This is a genomic window from Anaerobacillus alkalidiazotrophicus (genome assembly GCF_001866055.1).
This window is the reverse complement of sequence record NZ_MLQS01000001.1, coordinates 578,656-599,007: the sequence shown is the minus strand read 5'-3', so window position 1 is coordinate 599,007 and position 20,352 is coordinate 578,656. Positions and strand designations below refer to the sequence as shown.

Sequence of the window (20,352 nt, the reverse complement as noted above, 5' to 3'; positions counted from 1 at the left end):
AATGTTTTGGCTTTATTTCACTGCAATTGGCGGACCTTTAATAGCTCTATTATTCTTTTTTATTCCTTTAAAAGACTTGAATTCAAGAAGATCAAAAATGTTTTTAATGGTATTCCAACGACTTCTAGCGGTTTTGTTCTTATTCATAGGGATAACAAATCTTCTAGACGTATTTGATATACACACAGGTAGGTTACAAGAAAAAGAAGGGTATATTACCTACAAGTGGAGTGATAATAATTCTAAGTCAATAGATTTTTATATAGAAGTTGATAAGGAGTATAAATATATACTTAGTAGCTCCTTATATCATAAATTAAAATTAGGTGATCATGAAAAAATTTACTACACAAAAAGAACAAATATAGCAGTAAAGTTTGATGCACAAGACAAAAATTCAAGATGGAAGAAGTAATGAGTTTAGTATTTTAGTAGCTTGTCTTTATATTAAAGAAATCTAAACGCTACGTTAAAATCTACTTTACAAATAAATGATACGCTCAACTTAACAAAATATTGAGGAGGTATGATCGTATTGGATATTCGTGCAGTATTCATCGATATGGATGGTACGTTACTTACGAAGAAAAATGAGATCTCAAAGAGGAATACTGAAGCAATTTATATGTTAATTAATCAAGGTGTAAAAGTATTTCTTGCTACAGGAAGACCATTTGATATTACCGTTCCATATCACAAGCAACGTAGACTTCAAACGACTATGATTTGTTTAAATGGCGCCGCAATTTACGATGGGCATACAGGTAATTTAACAAGGCTTCCGAAAAGAATTCTCTCACTTCAATCGTGTGAAGGGTGAAGCCCAACGATAAGTGGGAGATGAATTTTCGGTTGGTGTTTGCCAAAGATCATGCTACAATCAGTCTATACATATAGAAAGGTTGTTAGCGCGATGAAATTAGATAACAATAAGCACTCAGTCTTTCTTTTGCATTATCATCTTGTACTAGTAGTAAAAAACCGCAGGCAAGTGTTTGATGACGAAATATCAAATTATGCAAAGGATATTTTTGAGAGAATAGGACAGTCATATAACATTACGATTGAAGACTGGAATCACGACAAAGACCATGTTCATGTAATGTTCAAGGCACATCCTAATAGTGAATTGTCAAAGTTTCTAAATGCGTACAAAAGTGCAAGTTCTCGCTTGATAAAACGTGACTTCCCTATTATCCGCAATAAACTTTGGAAAGAAATGTTTTGGACAAGAAGTTTTTGCTTGATTACAACAGGCGGTGCTTCCATAGAAACAATCAAGCAATATATTGAAAAACAAGGCAGAAAGTAGGTGTAGAGAATGGTGAAAGCATATAAGTATCGTATTTATCCAAATGAGGAACAGAAACTATTTTTCGCAAAAACTTTTGGATGTGTACGTTTTGTGTATAACAAAATGCTTTCTGATAGAATTGATTCTTATAAGGAATCTCAAGAAAAAATTGATAAATCTATCAAATATCCTACTCCTGCACAATATAAAGCTGAATTTTCGTTTCTAAAAGAAGTAGATAGCCTTGCTTTAGCCAATGCCCAAATGAATCTAAACAAATCATGCACTAATTTCTTTCGTGACAAATCTGTTGGATTTCCAAAATTCAAAAGTAAAAAAACAATTATCGTAGTTACACAACGAACAACCAAAAGGGAACAGTCTACATTGAGAATGGCTATATCAAGCTACCAAAACTAAAAACACTGGTACGAATCAAGCAACATCGATTATTCCAAGGTTTGATTAAGTCTGTAACCATTTCCCAAACACCAACTAATAAAGCTGAATTTCAATCAGTGGGGGTTTTCCTTCATCCCCCACTGATTGTTAGTTCAACTTATACCACAGGCATAAGAATAACTAATCATCAGCTATCACTGATGAAAGTTATTCTATATCGGACCTTTAGGGGCAGTTTATCCCCCACCTAAACTTCTCGATTTTCTTAAGTTTTGAGGTGGGGGTCTTACTTGCCCCTTAAGAGTGGGACAAATATTTTGCTTCCGTTCTTGTTAAGGAAAATGAACAACTATTTCCTAAAATCGACACAAGAGTGGGTATTGATGTTGGCTTGAAAGACTTCGCCATATTGTCTAATGGCACAAAATATGAAAACCCTAAATGGTTGCGAAAAGCTGAAAAAAGATTGACTTTTTTGCAACGCTCTTTGTCACGGAAAAAGAAAGGTTCTAAGAATCGAAACAAGTTTCGACTACAAGTAGCAAAACTTCACGAAAAGATTGCAAATCCTCGTAACGATTTTCTTCACAAGATAAGTAACGAAATCACAAACGAAAACCAAGTTATTGTGATTGAGAACTTGAAAGTGAAGAATATGCAAAAGAATCATAAGTTAGCGAAAGCCATCAGCGAAGTGTCTTGGTCTAAATTCAGAGAATATCTTGACTATAAAGCAACGTGGAAAGGCCGTGACTTGATCATCGCACCTAAGAATTATGCTAGTAGTCAATTATGTTCTTGCTGTGGCTACAAAAACAAAGATGTAAAAACCTTGAATCTTCGTGAATGGACTTGTCCAGAATGTAAAACCCATCATGACAGAGATATAAACGCAAGTATCAACTTGCTAAAACTAGCCATGTAAATTGGTATTTTCTGAAGGGGTAGGGACTACCCTCAAAGCTTGGTAAATATAGATAGCTAGTAAAAGTATCTAGTTCCTAAGAAGCTCCCACTTCAATCAGACAGTAAGGTCGGATAAGTGGTGAGTAGTTCACTTCAAAAGAAACCAGTTATTCTTGATGAAGAAAAGTTTCATCGGTTGACTGCTGATGAACCGTGTAACGTTATTATTCACACAGAGGAAGGCATTTATTGTAAGGAAAGGTCAAGAGACGTAAACCAATGGATCCAAGAAGGTCGCAAACAGCCTAAATACGTTGGAGACCTGCGCCACGCTAACTATGGAGATGTTCTAAAATATAGTGTAATTACGGGAAAAGCTAACCATTCATTATCAATGCTATTTACTAATGAAGCGGAACTTATCAATTGGGAGAATGGATTTGAAATAGTCGCATGTGGAGTATCCAAATGGTCTGCTATAAAAACGTTAATACGTGCATACGGAATTCGAAAAGACGAGATAGTTACCATTGGTGATGGACCGAATGATATTTCAATGCTTAATCATGCTGGGATGGGTGTTGCGATGGGGAACGCAGCTTCTAATGTAAAAGCAGCAGCTAACTTAGTTATTGGCGATCATGAAGAAGATGCTCTTGCAAAGTTTATAGAGGTCTATCTCATTCATTCTTATTTCTCGATGGAATTAGCGTGAAAAGCTAGGGACAGTGATTTATTACACTGTCCCTACTTCCGTCTCTATCATAAATTTATCAATTTGGGCCATTCAACCCCCGCTTCAATACGCGCAATCGGATAAGTGGGGGTTGAATGGCATTTTTGTTTGAAAAAATATGAAAAAATCACCTTAAAATACCGTATACAAACAAAGGTTCTTGTGTAATAGAAATATCTATAAACGAAAGGAGTGTGTGAAATGAAACGAGCATATTTTTCTAAACGAATTTACAAAAATACACTGCCAGAAACTATGCAAAATGCTATATCGCACGCCCTTCGTTTGTTCAATCAAGCTAAACATTTCTCTTTTCAATTGCAAGTGAAAGAAAAAAGGTCAAATCAATCAAAACGTAGAGAAAGTATGCATTTTACGGTTTTGTGTTATTTTGCATACTAGTCTAACTTCGAAGTGTACTTCTTCGTACAAAACTTCACGAGGGACGTCCTGTGACTCAATCGCTCAATTCTAGTAAAAAAAATATGAATGATCACGAAAAAAAGAAATAAAAAAGCCATTAAAATATGTGACTTTCTTCTAAATCTCCTTGCTTTTACGTGACGTCGATAACCTGTAATTAATAAAATTAGTAGCATATTTAAAGCGATAAATCCACTAACCATTTTTGCGAGAAATATCTGACTAATTGATGATAATGTACTCATCTTTTTAGTGCAGTGATGTTACTCACCGGAAACAAAAAGTGTGACGAAAGTCTTGACACAAGCATAATGATTTTTCGGTTATCCTTACTCAAAAATAAAACCAATCCATTGTAATTAGGAATTGGTTTTTTCGATTGGTTCTGAATGTAATAATGTATTGAAAGATCCTGAATTTACTATTACATCCTCAAGAGTATAGGCATCAAGAATTTGGAAATAGGCTTGCAATGCCTCTTTAAGTACATGTTTTAAGCCACAAGCAGAAGTAATAATACATCTATTGTGCTCTTTATTAAAACACTCCACTAAATCAAGGTTATCCTCAGTCTGACGAATGACCCAACCAATGTTAATCTCTCGTGGTGGCTTTGCTAATCTAATGCCACCATTTCTACCACGGACGGTTTTGATGAGTCCTAGTTGTGCTAACTCATAAACTATTTTACTCAAGTGGTTATTTGATATGCCGTAAATGTTGGAAATTTCTTTAATACTTGATAATTTTCCTTCCGGTTGTGTCCCTAAAAAGATCAGAAGTCGAAGAGAATAATCAGTATATGTTGTTAACTGCATAAAACATCTTCCTCTTTTTTAAAAAATAGACTGTCATTATAATAGTATCACATTTAACTCTTAAGAATAAATCGTGGCTTAAAAGATGTATCTAAAATATTGCTTTTATAGTTGATTGATGTTTTAATAAAGAGGTATTTCAAATACATATTTAAAATTTATCGGAGGGGTTTTTTATGAGTGGGGTAAAATCATTGAGTCAAGACACGATAAATATTATTAAGTCAACCGTTCCAGTACTTGCTGAACATGGTGAAACCATTACAAAAAGATTTTATGAATTGGTGTTTTCAAATCATCCTGAACTTTTAAACATTTTTAATCATGCACACCAAAAACAAGGACATCAGCCTAAAGCTTTAGCAAATACAGTTTATGCAGCTGCCATGTATATTGATAATCTTGAGGCAATCCTTCCAGTAGTCAAACAAATCGCCCATAAACATCGTAGTTTAACTATTAAAGCAGAGCACTATCCGATTGTTGGGAAACATTTACTATTGGCCATTAAAGACGTTTTGGGAGATGCTGCTACTGATGACATTATTCAAGCTTGGGGAGAAGCTTATGGTGTGATTGCAGATGTGTTTATTACAGTAGAAAAAGAAATGTATGATGAAGCTGAAGAAAAACAGGGCGGTTGGAGAGAGTATCGAAAGTTCGTAGTAACAAACAAAATTAAGGAAAGTGATGTGATTACATCTTTTTACCTAAAGCCAAAAGATGGTGGAGAAATATCTGAGTTTGAGCCTGGGCAATATATATCCATAAAAGCAGTGATTGATGGAGAAGAGTATACACATATTAGACAATACAGTTTATCTGATTCTCCTTTCAAAGACTATTACCGAATAAGTGTTAAGCGTGAAAAAGGGCGCGATGGATTACCTGATGGAATGGTTTCTAATTTCCTCCATGATCAAGTAGATGAAGGAGATGTATTAGAAGTTACGGCACCTGCTGGTGATTTTATCCTTAAACAGGAAACTGAGCGACCAGTCGTCTTAATTAGTGGCGGCGTTGGCCAAACTCCATTGGTTAGTATGCTTAAGACAATAGTAGAAAAGGATCCTGAAAGAAAGGTAACCTTTATTCACGCAGCAATCAATGGTTCTTATCATGCCCTTAAAGAAGAGGTAATCGAAGCTACTTCAAAAAGTAACCATGCAAACTATTTTTTCTGTTACGAAGCACCAACACAAGAGGATAGAGTAGTAAAAGATTATCAAAAAGAAGGTTTAATAGATCTTGAGTATCTTCAATCTATCTTAGAAAATAATGATGCCGAATTTTATTTTTGCGGACCAGTCCCATTTATGAAAGTGATTTACAGCGCCTTAAAAGATTGGGGTGTACGTAATGAAGATATACACTTTGAATTCTTTGGGCCACAAGGAGAATTAGATAGCTAACAAAAGAAGCCTTTGAAAAGGAATATAAAGTTAGTGATTTAATAAAATTCGATAACACCGGAAGTTTTTAAAGTTAGGGTGTATTAGGTGAGGAACTGTTGTAATGGCAGTTCCTCTTTTTTGCAGTATCAGAATTTATAAAATTCTAACTTGGAAACTGTCTAGCTCCAGGCGCCATCGGCTCGATCACTTCAGTCAAGCAACGGACTTCAATAACTACTTGAATAACGTCTCTGAATAGCTTCATGCAGCAATGCTTCGAGGAAGCCTACTTCGAAGCATTGCTGTCAGACGCAGAAGCACATAGATTGCGATCAAAGAGCAGACCGCTACTTGTCGACCTTCCAGTGTTTGTCGCTGATAGGCGGGGGCCTTGCGCTTTTCTTGCAGTATCAGAATTTATAAATTTCTAACTTGGAAACTGTCTAGCTTCAGCGCCTACGAGCTCGGTCACTTCAGTCCTTTTCGGAAGCCAAAGAGCGGCTTCTGTCAAAGGCCTTCCAGTGCCTTTCGCTCGTGACCAAGGCGCTTGCGCTTTTATTGTAACAAAGTAGGATATTTGAAATAATAGTTTTACTTTGATACATTAAAAACGGACAAATATTCCTGATTGAGGAAGTGGATTATGAATAAAAAACGGAGTTTAGTATTATTCATTGCTACGAGTTTAGATGGATACATAGCTACAAAAAATGAGTCACTAGATTGGTTATTTAATGTAGAAGGCGAAGGAGATAATGGATATTCAGAGTTTTATGATACAGTGGATACAATTTTAATGGGGAAAAAAACTTACGATTGGATAATGAAACACAAAGCAAGTGAATTTCCATATAAAAACAAAGGATGTTATGTTTTTACAAGGTCGATTATGGATGATACCGAAGATGTAAGATTTATAAATGAAGATATAGTTAGTTTTACGAACAAAATTAAAAACAAGGAAGGGAAAAATATTTGGATTGTTGGTGGTGGAGATTTACTTCAATCTTTCGTAAAAGAAAAATTAGTGGATGAGATTATTTTAACAGTCGCCCCAACAGTATTAGGAAATGGAATTCCTTTATTTAAACAAGGAGATTACCAATTAGAGCTGTCATTAGAAGGTACAAGGTCCTTCAATCAGTTTGTGGAACTACATTATAAAGTTACTAAATGAAATGAATTCACAAGTTAAGTCCAGTGGCACAACGTGATTAGATATTTATCCCACTCTTATGGGGAAGTAAGACCGCCAGCTCAAAACTTAAGAAAATCGAAAAGTTAGGTTGGGGATTAACTGCCCCTATAGGTCCGATATTGAATAACTTTCATCAGTGAAGCTGATGATTAGTTATTCTAATGCCTGTGGTATAAGTTAAACTAACAACCAGTGGCGGATGAAGGAAACCCCACTGATTGAAGTTTAGCTTTATTGGTTAAGGTACATGTGGTGCCTATAAGCAATTGTACTTGATACTGTAAATCTAGATTATGCTCTTATTACATTTATTTAGGCTCAGAATTAGTATATGATTATATTGATAACAAAGAAAACAATGTGAGGTATACATGGAATGAATGAAGACCGCGAGTTTGACTATCTTATAGAGAGTATGTTTCAAGAAAAATTACCAGTGTCAATCTATCGTGGGAAAAGTGGATATAACAATACCACTCGGTATCTTGAAAGAGATGCGAAAAAATATATACTACGCATCTATGATACACATAACGAGGAAGCAAAAGTAAAGCTAGAACATGAGGTTTTATTAAAACTGAATCAACTTGCAGATCTTCCTTTTAAAATCCCTTTACCGGTGATGAAAGATGGAAAATCCTTACTTCGATTGCCCTCAAATAAAATTGCTTGTATCTATCACTATATTGAAGGAGACAACCCAATTTTTAATAAGGAAGAAGTTCTTTTTTCGTTTGGAGAAAGTGTAGGTCATTTGTTAACTGTTCTACAGGGTATCCAGATTCAACAGCCTTTGATTTATCGCCCTTATTATGAGATTGAACATGCACACCCAAAATGTTCGATCAGTAAAGTAGTAGAGTGGTGTAGCAACCCACCTGATGAATGGAAAGAATTTAAAAGTGAACTTTTGTGGATAGCTTCTCAGTTGGTTGATCTCAAAAGGTTCGTCCCTAGTATAAAGAAATTTCCTCATCAGATCATTCATGGAGATTTAAATGCATCAAATATACTAATAAATACTGATCGAAAGATAAATGCGATTCTTGATTTTGAATTTACGACTCGTGACCTCCGAATTATGGAGGTAGCTGTATGTATTTCAGATATAATATCTAAAGAAGTAAATGAAGGCGTTTATTTAGAAAAAGCTCATCACTTTTTCTCTGGCTTTGCTTCAACGATGAATATAATGGATTCTGAAATTGAAGCCTTACCACTATTAGTTCAACTTAGAAGGTTAGATGTTTTTATCCACTTTTTAGGAAGGTATTTAGACGGAATAGACGATCCATCGGTGCTAAAGAAACAAATTGTAAAAATAGCTGCCTATCAACAATGGTTAAACGTTAGCGGTCAAAAATTAATTCGCTTGTGGGAAACAGTAAATCGATAACAGTGGGGAAGTGAGGGACGGGCCTCTTGCTTCTTTCATATTTTTGCTAAAATTAAGAAGCGATTAAACCATCCCTTTGAATTCGTGTTAAGGAGTTGCTAAAGTCGTTTACTTTAGTACTCGTGATCCTTTTAAAGTAATAGGTAAGCTAACGTCGTACCCGCCACAATCATAAACAGGGCAAAAGGCAAGTTTATTAAGGAAATTCGATATGGGCTTTGTTTTGTATTTATTGATGTTATGGTAACTACTAGGCCGTAAGTTCCTATAGAAGCATTAATTACTGCTCCAATCATTAAGGCAATTCCAACACTTAATGGGTTCATGAACGTTAATAATGGTGTGATAACTTCGCTTAATATTCCGAGGGTTGCTACCGGATGAACACCAAAAAACGCTAATAGTAAAAAAGTAAACTGGATCAGTAATAGGATGACAATAGGATAATCTGCGTTTGCGATAAAAACATATTGAATCGATTGTAGTAATTCAGTTCCTTGTAAACTATTGGTGAAAAATGCTAAAGATAAAAAAAGAACGATAAAATTTTGCATCGAATTCGTTTTTATTTTCCACGTCTTCCAACCGATTGACCAAAAACTTCGCCAACGTTTCATGACAATTGCCCAAATGACGGAAAATGGTAATATAACTAGGGTAACAATGATCACAAAATCTTGATTTAATAAATTGCCAGTAAAGATGACTACTATTAAGAATAAGGATAAAGCAGTGACTAAGTGAAAAATTTTCATTCCTAGTTCTTTTAGATTTAACGTGTGACTAGGGCCAGTTGCTTCATATGGAAACTTTCGATAATAAAATCTTCCCCATACTAAATCAAAAAGGAGCCCTATAAACGATAGGAGTAATAACCAAGGTAAAAAACTAGCATAACTTACTTGGGTCGATTGAATCGTAAGGGCAAGTAGAATTTCTACGGGACTCCATATTATTACTAATGAAAACCCTCTTAAAGTTGCCGTAGTAATAAACGATTGTTGAACTTTCGTTTTGATCTTCGTTAAGCTATTCATCAAAACTTCCTGAGAAATTGGAATAGCAGATAAATTTAAAAATGCCCCTAAAGTGTATGTAGTTGCTGTACTTCTAGGGTATAGCTGACCTAAATTGTTCACATTGGCTTTCATTAAATCCCTCAATTTTTGATCAAACCTTCCGCTCCTGACTACACTATTCATCCAAGGTAAAACTGCTAATAAGGTCAGCAAGGACATGGAAGATGTAAAAAACAGCGGTAGTTGTGAAATGGGATGACCTTCACTTAAAAACATAAAAGTACCAATTCCTAGAAAAGAGAATCCTAGAATTTTAAAAAGTGTTGTCGCACCAAAAAACGATATCACTAACATAGGAATAGCTAATATCCCAACAATATAATTGAGAAAATCTTTTTGTAAAAATACGTTAAAAATATGTAAGATGAAAGCGCAAGAATAAAAGATATAGAGATTTCTAAATAAAAAGTTTTGTTTCATCATTATAAAAAACACCTAGTTTCCTTTCCGGCGGTCAGAGATCATTACTTTGTTATGTTAGATAAACTAATGTTTACTTTACTCTAGTTCTATTCATTGTTCAATAAATAAATGGGATATTGTAAGTGAGGAGATTGTCATTTTTTCAAAAAAATTTATCAATTAAACATGTTCAAATGAAACACCCACTTTTTGCTACACTTCAAAATTAGTAACACCGCTTTGGAAACGTGTTTGTGACGGATGCCACCTTAACCGAAATACAATACAAATGATTAAAGATGTTGGCTTGAACATAATTGAAGTGAAGACACATCTTTCAGGGTTTGCGGTCTCAATAATAGGTAGAAAGATTTAATAATAAATTGTGAAGTCATTAATGAACATGTAGTTTGGTGTTCTTAGGAATTCTCCACTTATAATATACCGAAGATGTTAAGTGGAGATATTTCAAGTATAAAGGTAATAACTTATTGGCTCCCGTCTATGTTGGGGACACTGAAGGTGACTTAAAGGCATCTCTGTATGCGGGGCTTCCATTTGTTTATGCCAAAGTACGGATTTGGAAAAGTAAATGAATATGATGATTCTATTGAGAAATTTGATGAGCTGGTGAATAAATTTCACTGCAAATAAAGATACAATAATAAAAGACAATTGTAAGACAAGGTTTAAAAGAAGTAACTATGTTAAAAAAAGTATTACAACTTTAAATTAAAAATTTAACTACTGTTCAATAGGGAATTGAAATAGGAAAGGGAAACGAGTTGACTTTTTTTGGCAGTTGGCGGTGGAAGTGTCATTGATTGTTGAAAGCAATTGCTGTTGGTGCTAAATATGAAGGGTACGTGTGGGATAAGCGCCCCTAAATACTAAATAAATACCAGCAGCAAACCCTAAGGTGGTCGTTTAAGAAAATTTCAAGAAAATGTATCAATGATTAAAAAGTTAGTTTTTTTGAAAATAACCATTTCAAAATCGGCAAGTTGTACTGCTGTTTCTTGAATTGTAGGGAGAATCGAAGTGTTATCAGGGTTTTTATAGTTACCGACCTTCATTAGTGCTAAAAATGTTTGTGTAGCAAATAGCGGATTAACTCGATTTATTTCCCCAGACTTCATTGCTTCTTCAAAGGCTTTTTCAATAACCTCATTCATATAATGCTCAGCCTCTTGCATAAGAAAGCTTCCTCGTCGCAAAGCTGCACGTAGTAAATTCAAGGACGTAATTCATGAAGTGATTGAAGTTAGTAGCTTCGCCGATGGTAGTTAGGGGCTTCCCCTTGAGAGTAGGACGTTGCTAGGTAAAATGGAAAAACACATTCCAAGGGATGTGTTTTTTGTGTTGCGTGCTGAGCACGATATTAATTGCTAACTTGTGAAAATCCAGTCTGAGTAGGTGCCAAGCCTCTCAGTAACATAGGCAAACTGGTGGAGAACCAGGGAGGTTGGTTGTTTAACATAAAAATTATTAAATTTAATATTGGTAATAAAATGTATAATGACTATTTCGTCTGAGCTCATCAGTCATTTAAGGTAATGGATAGGAATTTGGTTTCTAGAAAAGCCTCAATACCTTCTATTCCGCCTTCACGACCAATTCCACTTTCCTTCATACCACCGAATGGAGCTTGAGCTACTGAGGGCATCCCATCGTTCCATCCAACAATTCCGTATTCTAGCGCTTCTGCAATTTTTGTTCCTCTAGATAAATTTTCAGTAAAGAAATAAGCTGCTAGTCCAAAACGTGTATCATTCGCNTTTGCAATGGCTTCGTCAATCGTCTTAAACGTTTGAATAGGTGCAACGGGACCAAAGGTTTCTTCTTGCATAATAGCCATCTTGTCTGTAACATTCGCTAGGATAGTTGGATTAAAGAAGTATGCATTTTCTTTTTCAATTCCGCTTCCCCCAACAACAAGGTTAGCTCCTTTTGAAACAGCGTCATCTACATGCCGTTTTACTTTCTTATAAGCTTTCTTATCAATTAAAGGACCAATTTCAACCCCTTTATCTAATCCATTTCCGACTTGTAAATTTTTCACGACTTTTTCAAACTTTTTAAGAAATGGTTCAAGGATCGCTTCTTGGACATAAATTCTATTTGCGCAAACACAAGTCTGACCAGCATTTCGGAATTTTGAAGCGGTGACACCCTGTACAGCTAAATCTAGATTCGCATCATCACAAATAATGATTGGGGCATGACCACCAAGTTCAAGTGAGAGTTTCTGAACTCGATCCGCAGATAGCTTCATTAGTAACTTTCCAACCTCTGTTGATCCTGTAAAAGTTAATTTTTTTACTTTATCGTTAGTTGTCATTTCTTTACCAATGCTAACTGCATCACCCATAACAAGATTAACAACCCCTTTTGGGAACCCTGCTTCTTCACAAAGTTCAACAAGTTTCATTGCAGTAAATGGAGTTAGTTCTGACGGTTTACCAACAAATGTACAGCCGGCTGCAAGAGCTGGAGCCATCTTACGTGCAATCATAGCAGCAGGAAAATTCCAAGGAGTAATAGATGCTACCACTCCAACTGGCTGTTTCATCACCTGAAGACGTTTGTTAGGTAAGTGAGTAGGTATGGTACGACCGTAAACCCTCTTAGCTTCTTCAGCATACCAAGCTATAAAGGAAGCAGAGTAATTTATTTCTCCTTTTGCTTCTGCTAATGGTTTTCCCATTTCAATGGTTAAGATCTCGGCAATTTCATCTTTTCTTTTTAGTAGAAGGTCATGCCAAGCCATTAAGTAGGATGCTCGCTCTTGAGCTGGTAGTGATGACCATTTTGAAAAGGCTTGGTAGGCAGAATTTATGGCTGCTTTTGTTTCCTTTGTTCCTGCAAATGGGATAGTACCTATTTTATAACCAGTCGCAGGGTTAAGTACATCTATTGTTTCATTGGAATGGTCAATCCATTCACCATTAATATACAATTTCCCTTTCATAGAATTAATCATCCTTTCAAAATAAAAATTGATTATAGTATAGTAATTCCTTAAACATTAAGTATTTTAGTTAATTAGGTGTTTAATTAATTCAAAGTTTCGTAGATTTCCACGTCCACCAAGAGCTTGACAACTATTAGCTGCAAATATATTGGATAACTTTAAGCATTGATTAGATGTAAGCTGTTTGCACATAGCAAATGAGTGATTGAACGAAGATCACTACTTTTTTAAATTTTTTTTATTAACTTTAGATAAATCTTCGGTTGTGTATCTCCTGTGCTCTCCGGAAAGTTCTTGTTGAAGTGATTTTACCTTCTTTTTCCCACCTACGTAACGTGGAACTAGAAACCCCTATAATGTTTGCTGTTTCTTTTATTGTGTACATGAAGACAACTCCTATAAATCCATTTTATTACAATCTATTAATTATTTGAATACAAAAATAAAAACCCTTACTTAAGATGGTAAAATTTAGAAAAGATTAACTAATTTTAACTAAACTGTTATATAAACCCTTCTTTTTCGATTGATTTTATAAAATGTTTTGGCACTTTGGATGATGTTACAATCACGTCAATTTCATTAAAACGAGCCAACAGAGTAGTTTTAATTTTAGAGAATTTTGAATGGTCTAGAACTGCGATTATATTGATAGCACACTGTACCATCTGCCTTTTTATTGAAGATTTTATAGAAGAAGTGGTCAACCCGGTATCTAATCTTACACCACTTGTTCTAAGGATATGCTTATTCACTTGAAGTTTTTTTAATAATTTTCAATATCTGGCCCAAAAAGGCTGTAGCAAATTGTTTGAAAGGAAAAGACATCTCAATCGTCACTAATTCTATTCCGGTGGGTATGGAACTAACCGATTTTAGCGGTGTTGTTTCATTTATTAGTGGCGAATTACTTAAAGAAAATATGGCTAAGGGAGTTGTTTCAACGTCAATAACTTTACCAATTTGTTCTCTTTCCCAATGTTTTTAATAGAGTTGTCTAGCTTACTTCAATTTAAATGACAACTTTTAATCGGTGTGTTTTTTTTTGCTTGTACGACAATTAATTGTGTATTGTGTTTCAGGTGTAACGGTTTTTGTTAATATATTACCTTATTGAAACTCTTACATATAGAAAGCATACTAATTTTTATAAAGCGAGGTGGTAGGATTTCTTGCTTCTTTCGTTTTACTGAACAAAAGAGGAACGCAACCTTCCCTGTGAATTCGCTGGAAGATTATTCTAATTCTTCTTTTCTAATAAGCGAATGACAGATTTTAATTAGTGTAGGATATAATAAATGGAAAGATTATGAAAAGGGAGTAATTTTTTTTGAGTAAAAAAAGATGGTTGAACATTTTTAAAGCATTGACACTTTGTTTTATTTTTTTAGCTAGTTTATTTTCAATAAAAATGAGCACTCTTCCCAAAGCAGCCAATCGCCATGTTACGATCGCGCATCGCGGTGGGGCAGGCTATGCACCTGAAAATACGATGGCCGCATTCAAAAAAGCGGTAGAAATGAAATGTGATTATTTGGAACTCGATGTACAAATGAGTAAAGAAGGTGAGTTCGTAGTCATTCATGATCAAACGGTAAACCGTACAACGAATGTGAATACGAGAAGGTCGATATATGTAGCGGATTTAACCGTAGCCCAAATAAAACAATTAGATGCCGGAAGCTATTATGGAACCGAATTTTGCGGAGAACGTATTCCAACTTTAAAAGAAGTATTAGATGAGTTTAGCAGGAAAATTGGTATTATCATTGAAGTGAAAGAACCTGAATTGTATCCAGAAATTGAAGAAAAACTAGCTGCTATACTGATTGGACGTCAATTGGATCAGTCCCAAAATTCAAACATTATCATTCAATCATTTAATTTTCATTTTGTAAAAAAAATCCGTGAACTTTTACCTGAAGTGACGACCGCTGTCATCATTTCGAAAAGAAGGTATCTAACGGATGATTATTTAAAAGAATTCACATCGTATGCCGACTATGTGAACACAAGCCGTCGCCTAGTAACGAAACAGTTAGTTGAAAGGATTCATTCGCACCATATGAAAATGATGTCTTGGACGGTTCGATCCAAAAGCCAAATCACCCCATTAATGAAAGCGGGTGTTGATGGAATTATTACTGATTATCCAGACTATGTTGGATAAAAACAACATCATTGAGCTTATTGATTGTACCTAAGGGATTGATCTAATCGAAATATTATTTTTAAATATAATTTATTGACTTTAAAAATAGAGGTAGAGATAGAGTGGAATATAAAAATTTAGACTTAACAAGAAAACTGCGTCATCATTTACATATGCATCCCGAACTCTCAAACCAAGAAATTTGGACGAAACAGCATTTAATCGATTTTCTTAAAGCACATACAAAACTAGAGATTGTAGACAAAGGCCGCTGGTTTTATGCGATTTATCGTGCAGGCGAAGATAAAAAGAACATTGCGTTCCGCGCGGATTTTGATGCACTTCCTATCGAAGAAACCATTTTGCTTCCGTACGCTTCAAAGATCCCAGGTGTTTCCCACAAATGTGGACATGATGGTCACTCTGCCTGTCTTGCCGGCTTTGCACTTGAAATCGATCAGAAAGGTGCGGACAAAAACATTTTTTTCTTGTTTCAACATGCAGAGGAAACAGGAGATGGTGCTCTTCAGTGTGTCTCTTTTATAAAGGAGAATCACATCGAAGAAATTTTTGCTTTCCACAATATGAGTGGTATGGCTTTAAATTCCGTTCATGTCATTGATGGAACTGCTCACTGTGCATCTAAGGGGATGACGATTCACATGGAAGGGACGCCAGCACATGCAAGTCAACCGGAAGATGGAGTAAATCCAGCATTTGCGATTGCAAAGATTATTGATGCGATTCCTCGGTTGACATCTTCAATGAACAACAAAGGATTGGTACTCTGTACTGTAGTACAAGTAAATGTTGGGGAAAGCGCGTTCGGTGTATCAGCAAGCAAGGGAGAATTGCTTCTAACCATTCGAGCGTTCTATGAAGAAGAATTGGATAAGCTACAGAAGAATCTTGAAAATCTTTCGCTATCTCTTTCAGAACAATACGGGCTAAAGACCAGCTTTTCTTATCGTGACATCTTTCCTGAAACGGTAAATGATAAGGAAAGCTCTGATAAGATACGTCAAGTATGTCAAAAGAAAGGGATTCCGTTAGTTGAGATGAAGGAAGCATTCCGTGCGTCCGAAGACTTCGGCCATTATTTAAAAGAGACAAAGGGCGCAATCTGCTACATCGGAAACGGAGAAGATTATCCTCATATCCATACCGTGAAGTATGATTTCCCAGATGAGATCATCGAAATCGCAGTGGAACTTTTCAAAGGGCTCGCCAAACTGTGAGAAGCGAGGGGACGGATCTTTTGCTTCGTTCGTTTTACTAAAAAAGGGAAGTTAGAGCTCCGTTTCGGTATTTGTGCAAAAAATTCCCAGTGATCCCTTTGTATACAAAAAGTGGTTCTATTTGGATCAAGAGCTTACGGTGATAATAAAGAACGTTTGATTTTGACTTAGCTGTTTTTGCTCCAGAAATTGCACAATGGGAATGGGCGAAGGTTATTGAATTACAGGATGAAAGTCTTAGTAGATGGATGATGAAAATTCTTTTTCTAGTAAGAAAGCGTAGCGTATCTACAAAAGGAAGATACGCTTTTTGCTATTGAAGCAGGCATGTTTAAAAATCGTGGTAGGATAGTTCATGAAGGGGTAAGTAAAAATGTAATAACAAAAGGCTCTTCTCGTAAAGTTTAAGGCTTATGAAAAAGGAAAAAATAATCAAGGAAATATTTTACTTTTTGTTGTACAATATTGTGAGTTGGTCTTATCCAAGTGATTTGGGCATGGATTGAATGCTAATTTTTTTACCGCTTCATAAGGAGGAAAATATTTTGTGAGGAAATTTATTATCTTAATTATGTTTGTAATGTTACTATCTGCTTGTTCATCACAGAATTCACATAAGTCTTTTGAAAGTGTAATAGAATTAGAAGATGTAAAGTTCGAAGTGAGTAATTACGAATTGAAAAGCAGTAACAATCCTAACGATAAAGATGATCAAACATTTCACAAAAATGCATTATATTATCAATTTACCCTTTTAAATACTGGCGTTGAGAAAATTGGTTCAGAGAAAATCGACGGCGAAAAGGTGGAAGTGTATATTGAAGCACATGATCATTTATTCGCTTTTATGGAACCAAACCTGTTCGAAAATAACAATTCTAACATGTGGAGAGGGAGAGGGAGTCAACAAGCGTATATAAATCCAAATGATAAAGGTGTGTATTTCTTTACTTATATCATTGCCGATAATCAAGATTTAGATAAAGTAATTGAAAATGCAAGAAAAGCTGATATTGTTGTGCTGCTAGTAACTGCTTCTGGTGAAAGTAGGGAGATAAAAAGATTCAGTCTGGCAAAAGATTAAAAAGTGATCAATCATTTAATTGATGAGTTACTAAAGGGTAAGAGCTGTTACATATTAATTCTTCTCCTCTTTTACTAACAAGCAGAAGAGGAAAAGAAAAACGAGTAATAACTGAAACTTTAAACCCTCTTATCCGGCTAATTAATTGAAAATACAGTAGGTAAAATTTTTTATGGGGGAATAATATGAAATTGAAATTTTTACTAATTCTTCTAAGTATGCTGTTATTAATATTAGGTGGTTGCACGAATAAAACTGATATGTCTAATGAAATGAATAACGAAAATGAAGAACTACAAGAAAGTACCCCGAAGAATCCACCTAAAGTTTCAATTTCTAATGGTGTAGAGGAGGTGAAGGGTGTACTTGGCCCATATAGCTGGACTTATTGTTGCAGTAATGGAAAAGCAATAAGTATTGAAGCGTCAGCTGATGCACCACCGAACTTAGTTCAACACGAGGAACCCTTTAAAGTAACTTCTAGTATGGTTATTTCGATAGACTTTGAGATAGCTCCTATTAGATACGAAGTGAGGACTTGGGATGAAAGTAGTGGTGTTATAGGCACATATACTGAAATAGACACTTTAAATCATAAAGGGAGAGCTGTTTTTGAAATTTTTGCAACTTGGGAGCAAGGTAATGCTAGTTATTCTTTTTTAGTAGATATTGAGTATGAAAGTAGTTCCGAAACAGGCGCTAATAGTATTCCAAATTCTTTAGAATTAATAAAAATTGAAGAAACTGATGTTTTTATAAAAGCAATAGCTAATTCAAAGAAAAAGCCTGGCATTGTCAATATGACAAATCCACAGTATCAATTCAGTATCGGTAAAGATAGCTATTTTCTTTGGATTACTAACGACTCTGGAACAATAATAAACACAAAAGACACACATACGATATATTCACTGCCCATTAGTTCTGTTAAAGAAATCTACGAGTTTGTTAATAATAAAAATTAAAAAGCAATAATTCGGATTTAACAGCAATTAATGAGCAACCGGCTTGTGGTTTTCTTTCCACTTTTGAGGATTGGTGTCATCAGGAATTACTTGATTCAAAACATCTTGGTAGTGTTTTAATTTCTTTTTCATAAATTCTGCTCTTATTTTAGCTTCTTCCACTTGAATTAATTTGCCAATTCACAACACCTTAAAAAATCTGATTATCATTCGTGTAGAAGATGTTACGGGTGTTTTCACTTATTGAACGATTGAAGTACAATAGTACAATAAGAAAACCATATTAACCGCGCTAATAATATTGAATTTGGTATACTTTAATTGATAAACTGGGGAAAATGGTGAGGTAAAGTTATTTATTAACTTGTAAAAGGAGTGTTTCCATTATGGTTGGGGTAGAAATTGATATAGTTGTGAAAGATAGCTTAAAAGCATTGGAATTATACGAAAAAATATTCGATATCGAGCGTGTGGAGGTTTCAAACTTTCCTCGCGGTGAAAATGAGGTAGTTTTTACCCTATATGACGTTCACTTTCATATGTTAGATGAAAACCCAGAATTCCATTTAATCGCACCAAATCCTGATGACCCTAAAACTAGTTGGGTTAATGTTACTGTCCCAGACATTAAGGAAACCTATGCAATGGCGATGGATTTAGGTTGTACAGAGGTGCAACCGGTGACTGAGCTCTCAGACTACGGAGTGTCGAACGCCATATTCATGGACCCCTTTGGTTATATATGGATGCTGCATCAAGTACATAAAGAGGTTAGTCATGAAGAACGTATACAGCTTTGGGAGGAAAAAAGGAAGAATTAACAAAGGGTGAAAGATAAGAATATACAGCAATGAAAAATCTCGATAAGAAGAATGGGTTGGAGAGTTGTAGATCAAAGTCAGATCAACAACTCTTTATATTCTTTAAAAGCATCTTCTTATGTTTTTCGATAAAAAAGAATTAAATATAAGCATGATCGGTGAAAGATATTTTCCTTTTGGAGAAATGATTGAAAATTCCCTTTCGCACTTATCTTTAAGGGGTATTTTAAATAATAGATTATGCTTCAATTCTACACGAACTGTTGTAGAGGAAAGAAATCCAATTCCACTATTATTTAAAACGGCTTGTTTTATTGCTTCATTAGTACTTAGTTCAAAGATTTTTGGAGATAAACCAACAATGTTTAATTGCTCTTCAATACATTCTCTAGTGTGTGATCCACGTTCTCGTAAAAGTAGAGTTTCGTTTTTTAACTCAGTAGATGAATGTATATCTTTAAACTTTTCTTTCTGTTCAATTGAACAATAGGCATTAATTTTATCTTGTAAAAATGGCTGGAAGTTGAATTTCTGATCATAAAATCTTTTAGCAACTATCGCAATATCAATTTTATTATCCATAAGTTTTTCAATAATTGTTGATGTGTTATTAATCATAAGATTAACTTTTATATTTGGGTGTTTTTTTTGAAAGTCAATAACTAGATTCGTAATGATATAAGTACCAATTGTAGATCCGCATCCTACATTAAGCTCACCACTTTCTAGGTTAGTAAGTGAGGATAGTGCCTTATCTGCTTGATCTGCTATTGAGATAATCTGCATTGCGTATTTAAGCAGTTGTCTCCCTGCATCTGTTAATTCAACTTTTTTCTTCGTACGATAAAACAAAGGTAATTCATAATACTTTTCTAAAGCTTCAATTTGCCTTGAAACGGCAGGTTGACTTAAGGAAAGTTCTTCTGCAGCTTTGGTAAAATTAAGGTGTGTAGCAACAGCATAGAAGGTCTTTAGTTGATGAAATTCCAAAGCTATTCACCTCTCAAAATAAAAATGATAAACTAATTCATAGTAAGTAGAGAAAGGAGGAACTAGAATGAAACCTCATA

Annotated in this window: 20 protein-coding genes and 3 pseudogenes; 16 read left to right on the top strand and 7 right to left on the bottom strand. The window is 34.9% G+C overall.

All coding sequences use genetic code 11. From position 1 onward, the window contains the following. The first annotated feature begins 1 nt into the window (after position 1). The 7 genes and pseudogenes from BKP45_RS02905 to BKP45_RS02875 all read left to right on the top strand — a co-directional run bounded on the left by BKP45_RS02905 (position 2) and on the right by BKP45_RS02875 (position 3,740). Complete coding sequence (locus BKP45_RS02905) at positions 2–415, top strand: hypothetical protein (protein WP_071388274.1); 414 nt, start codon at positions 2–4, stop codon at positions 413–415. A 120-nt stretch (positions 416–535) separates the two neighbouring features. Then, complete coding sequence (locus tag BKP45_RS02900; protein WP_071388273.1) at positions 536–820, top strand: HAD family hydrolase; 285 nt, start codon at positions 536–538, stop codon at positions 818–820. A 93-nt stretch (positions 821–913) separates the two neighbouring features. Then, positions 914–1,312, top strand: coding sequence for an IS200/IS605 family transposase (tnpA, locus tag BKP45_RS02895; RefSeq protein ID WP_071388272.1), 399 nt, complete (start codon positions 914–916; stop codon positions 1,310–1,312). Positions 1,313–1,321: 9 nt separating this feature from the next. After that, positions 1,322–1,791 (top strand): annotated as a pseudogene (locus BKP45_RS02890) (helix-turn-helix domain-containing protein); the annotation flags it as partial. Between the two features lie 215 nt (positions 1,792–2,006). Beyond that, a pseudogene (locus BKP45_RS02885) lies at positions 2,007–2,621 on the top strand (RNA-guided endonuclease TnpB family protein); the annotation flags it as partial. 120 nt (positions 2,622–2,741) lie between these two features. Then, entirely contained in the window at positions 2,742–3,317 is a 576-nt protein-coding gene (locus BKP45_RS02880) for an HAD hydrolase family protein (protein ID WP_071388271.1), read from the top strand. Between the two features lie 222 nt (positions 3,318–3,539). Further along, positions 3,540–3,740, top strand: a complete 201-nt coding sequence (locus BKP45_RS02875) for a hypothetical protein (RefSeq protein WP_071388270.1) — start codon at positions 3,540–3,542, stop codon at positions 3,738–3,740. A 380-nt stretch (positions 3,741–4,120) separates the two neighbouring features. Here BKP45_RS02875 and BKP45_RS02870 read toward each other — a convergent pair whose 3' ends face one another. Then, the gene (locus BKP45_RS02870; protein ID WP_071388269.1) at positions 4,121–4,579 is read right to left on the bottom strand and encodes an Rrf2 family transcriptional regulator; all 459 of its coding nucleotides are present in this window, start codon (positions 4,577–4,579) and stop codon (positions 4,121–4,123) included. Between the two features lie 176 nt (positions 4,580–4,755). Between BKP45_RS02870 and hmpA the strand changes: the two genes are divergently transcribed. The 3 genes from hmpA to BKP45_RS02855 all read left to right on the top strand — a co-directional run bounded on the left by hmpA (position 4,756) and on the right by BKP45_RS02855 (position 8,567). Further along, a complete protein-coding gene (gene hmpA, locus BKP45_RS02865; protein ID WP_071388268.1) occupies positions 4,756–5,991 on the top strand; it encodes an NO-inducible flavohemoprotein in 1,236 nt (411 codons plus the stop codon). A gap of 625 nt (positions 5,992–6,616) precedes the next feature. Next, positions 6,617–7,150, top strand: a complete 534-nt coding sequence (locus tag BKP45_RS02860) for a dihydrofolate reductase family protein (RefSeq protein WP_071388267.1) — start codon at positions 6,617–6,619, stop codon at positions 7,148–7,150. Positions 7,151–7,547: 397 nt separating this feature from the next. Then, positions 7,548–8,567: a phosphotransferase gene (locus tag BKP45_RS02855; RefSeq protein WP_071388266.1), complete on the top strand. Its 1,020-nt coding sequence runs from the start codon at positions 7,548–7,550 to the stop codon at positions 8,565–8,567. Between the two features lie 131 nt (positions 8,568–8,698). Here the strand turns inward: BKP45_RS02855 and BKP45_RS02850 are convergent, their stop codons facing one another. From BKP45_RS02850 to BKP45_RS23505, 5 genes and pseudogenes are all read right to left on the bottom strand, one after another. Then, positions 8,699–10,069 (bottom strand): hypothetical protein, encoded by a 1,371-nt coding sequence (locus BKP45_RS02850; RefSeq protein WP_245747371.1) that lies wholly within the window; start codon positions 10,067–10,069, stop codon positions 8,699–8,701. Between the two features lie 917 nt (positions 10,070–10,986). Next, positions 10,987–11,244 (bottom strand): hypothetical protein, encoded by a 258-nt coding sequence (locus tag BKP45_RS02845; RefSeq protein ID WP_071388265.1) that lies wholly within the window; start codon positions 11,242–11,244, stop codon positions 10,987–10,989. 344 nt (positions 11,245–11,588) lie between these two features. Then, the gene (locus BKP45_RS02840; protein ID WP_071388264.1) at positions 11,589–13,019 is read right to left on the bottom strand and encodes an NAD-dependent succinate-semialdehyde dehydrogenase; all 1,431 of its coding nucleotides are present in this window, start codon (positions 13,017–13,019) and stop codon (positions 11,589–11,591) included. Between the two features lie 250 nt (positions 13,020–13,269). Next, a complete protein-coding gene (locus BKP45_RS23510; RefSeq protein WP_084787548.1) occupies positions 13,270–13,407 on the bottom strand; it encodes a MerR family DNA-binding transcriptional regulator in 138 nt (45 codons plus the stop codon). A gap of 118 nt (positions 13,408–13,525) precedes the next feature. Continuing rightward, a pseudogene (locus BKP45_RS23505) lies at positions 13,526–13,783 on the bottom strand (hypothetical protein); the annotation flags it as partial. 50 nt (positions 13,784–13,833) lie between these two features. Between BKP45_RS23505 and BKP45_RS22350 the strand changes: the two are divergent. From BKP45_RS22350 to BKP45_RS02815, 6 genes are all read left to right on the top strand, one after another. Continuing rightward, positions 13,834–14,010 (top strand): hypothetical protein, encoded by a 177-nt coding sequence (locus BKP45_RS22350; protein WP_169824047.1) that lies wholly within the window; start codon positions 13,834–13,836, stop codon positions 14,008–14,010. 342 nt (positions 14,011–14,352) lie between these two features. Continuing rightward, positions 14,353–15,192 (top strand): glycerophosphodiester phosphodiesterase, encoded by an 840-nt coding sequence (locus tag BKP45_RS02835; protein WP_245747370.1) that lies wholly within the window; start codon positions 14,353–14,355, stop codon positions 15,190–15,192. A 104-nt stretch (positions 15,193–15,296) separates the two neighbouring features. After that, positions 15,297–16,412 (top strand): M20 metallopeptidase family protein, encoded by a 1,116-nt coding sequence (locus BKP45_RS02830; RefSeq protein WP_071388263.1) that lies wholly within the window; start codon positions 15,297–15,299, stop codon positions 16,410–16,412. Positions 16,413–16,959: 547 nt separating this feature from the next. Further along, positions 16,960–17,496 carry a putative periplasmic lipoprotein gene (locus tag BKP45_RS02825; protein ID WP_071388262.1) on the top strand — a complete coding sequence of 179 codons (537 nt, stop codon included), beginning with the start codon at positions 16,960–16,962 and terminating at the stop codon, positions 17,494–17,496. 185 nt (positions 17,497–17,681) lie between these two features. Then, on the top strand, positions 17,682–18,461 hold the full coding sequence (locus BKP45_RS02820) for a hypothetical protein (RefSeq protein WP_071388261.1): 780 nt from the start codon (positions 17,682–17,684) through the stop codon (positions 18,459–18,461). A gap of 386 nt (positions 18,462–18,847) precedes the next feature. Next, positions 18,848–19,282, top strand: coding sequence for a VOC family protein (locus BKP45_RS02815; RefSeq protein ID WP_071307941.1), 435 nt, complete (start codon positions 18,848–18,850; stop codon positions 19,280–19,282). A 102-nt stretch (positions 19,283–19,384) separates the two neighbouring features. On the opposite strand, the gene BKP45_RS02810 is transcribed toward BKP45_RS02815, so the two are convergent. Next, the gene (locus BKP45_RS02810) at positions 19,385–20,272 is read right to left on the bottom strand and encodes a LysR family transcriptional regulator (protein WP_071388260.1); all 888 of its coding nucleotides are present in this window, start codon (positions 20,270–20,272) and stop codon (positions 19,385–19,387) included. Between the last annotated feature and the right edge of the window lie 80 nt (positions 20,273–20,352).

Coding starts and splice junctions, on each gene's coding strand:
- BKP45_RS02905 (WP_071388274.1), top strand. CDS start 2: ATGTTTTGGCTTTATTTCACTGCAATTGGCGGACCTTTAATAGCTCTA.
- tnpA (WP_071388272.1), top strand. CDS start 914: ATGAAATTAGATAACAATAAGCACTCAGTCTTTCTTTTGCATTATCAT.
- BKP45_RS02875 (WP_071388270.1), top strand. CDS start 3,540: ATGAAACGAGCATATTTTTCTAAACGAATTTACAAAAATACACTGCCA.
- BKP45_RS02870 (WP_071388269.1), bottom strand. CDS start 4,579: ATGCAGTTAACAACATATACTGATTATTCTCTTCGACTTCTGATCTTT.
- hmpA (WP_071388268.1), top strand. CDS start 4,756: ATGAGTGGGGTAAAATCATTGAGTCAAGACACGATAAATATTATTAAG.
- BKP45_RS02860 (WP_071388267.1), top strand. CDS start 6,617: ATGAATAAAAAACGGAGTTTAGTATTATTCATTGCTACGAGTTTAGAT.
- BKP45_RS02855 (WP_071388266.1), top strand. CDS start 7,548: ATGAATGAAGACCGCGAGTTTGACTATCTTATAGAGAGTATGTTTCAA.
- BKP45_RS02850 (WP_245747371.1), bottom strand. CDS start 10,069: ATGATGAAACAAAACTTTTTATTTAGAAATCTCTATATCTTTTATTCT.
- BKP45_RS02845 (WP_071388265.1), bottom strand. CDS start 11,244: ATGCAAGAGGCTGAGCATTATATGAATGAGGTTATTGAAAAAGCCTTT.
- BKP45_RS23510 (WP_084787548.1), bottom strand. CDS start 13,407: ATGTACACAATAAAAGAAACAGCAAACATTATAGGGGTTTCTAGTTCC.
- BKP45_RS02820 (WP_071388261.1), top strand. CDS start 17,682: ATGAAATTGAAATTTTTACTAATTCTTCTAAGTATGCTGTTATTAATA.
- BKP45_RS02815 (WP_071307941.1), top strand. CDS start 18,848: ATGGTTGGGGTAGAAATTGATATAGTTGTGAAAGATAGCTTAAAAGCA.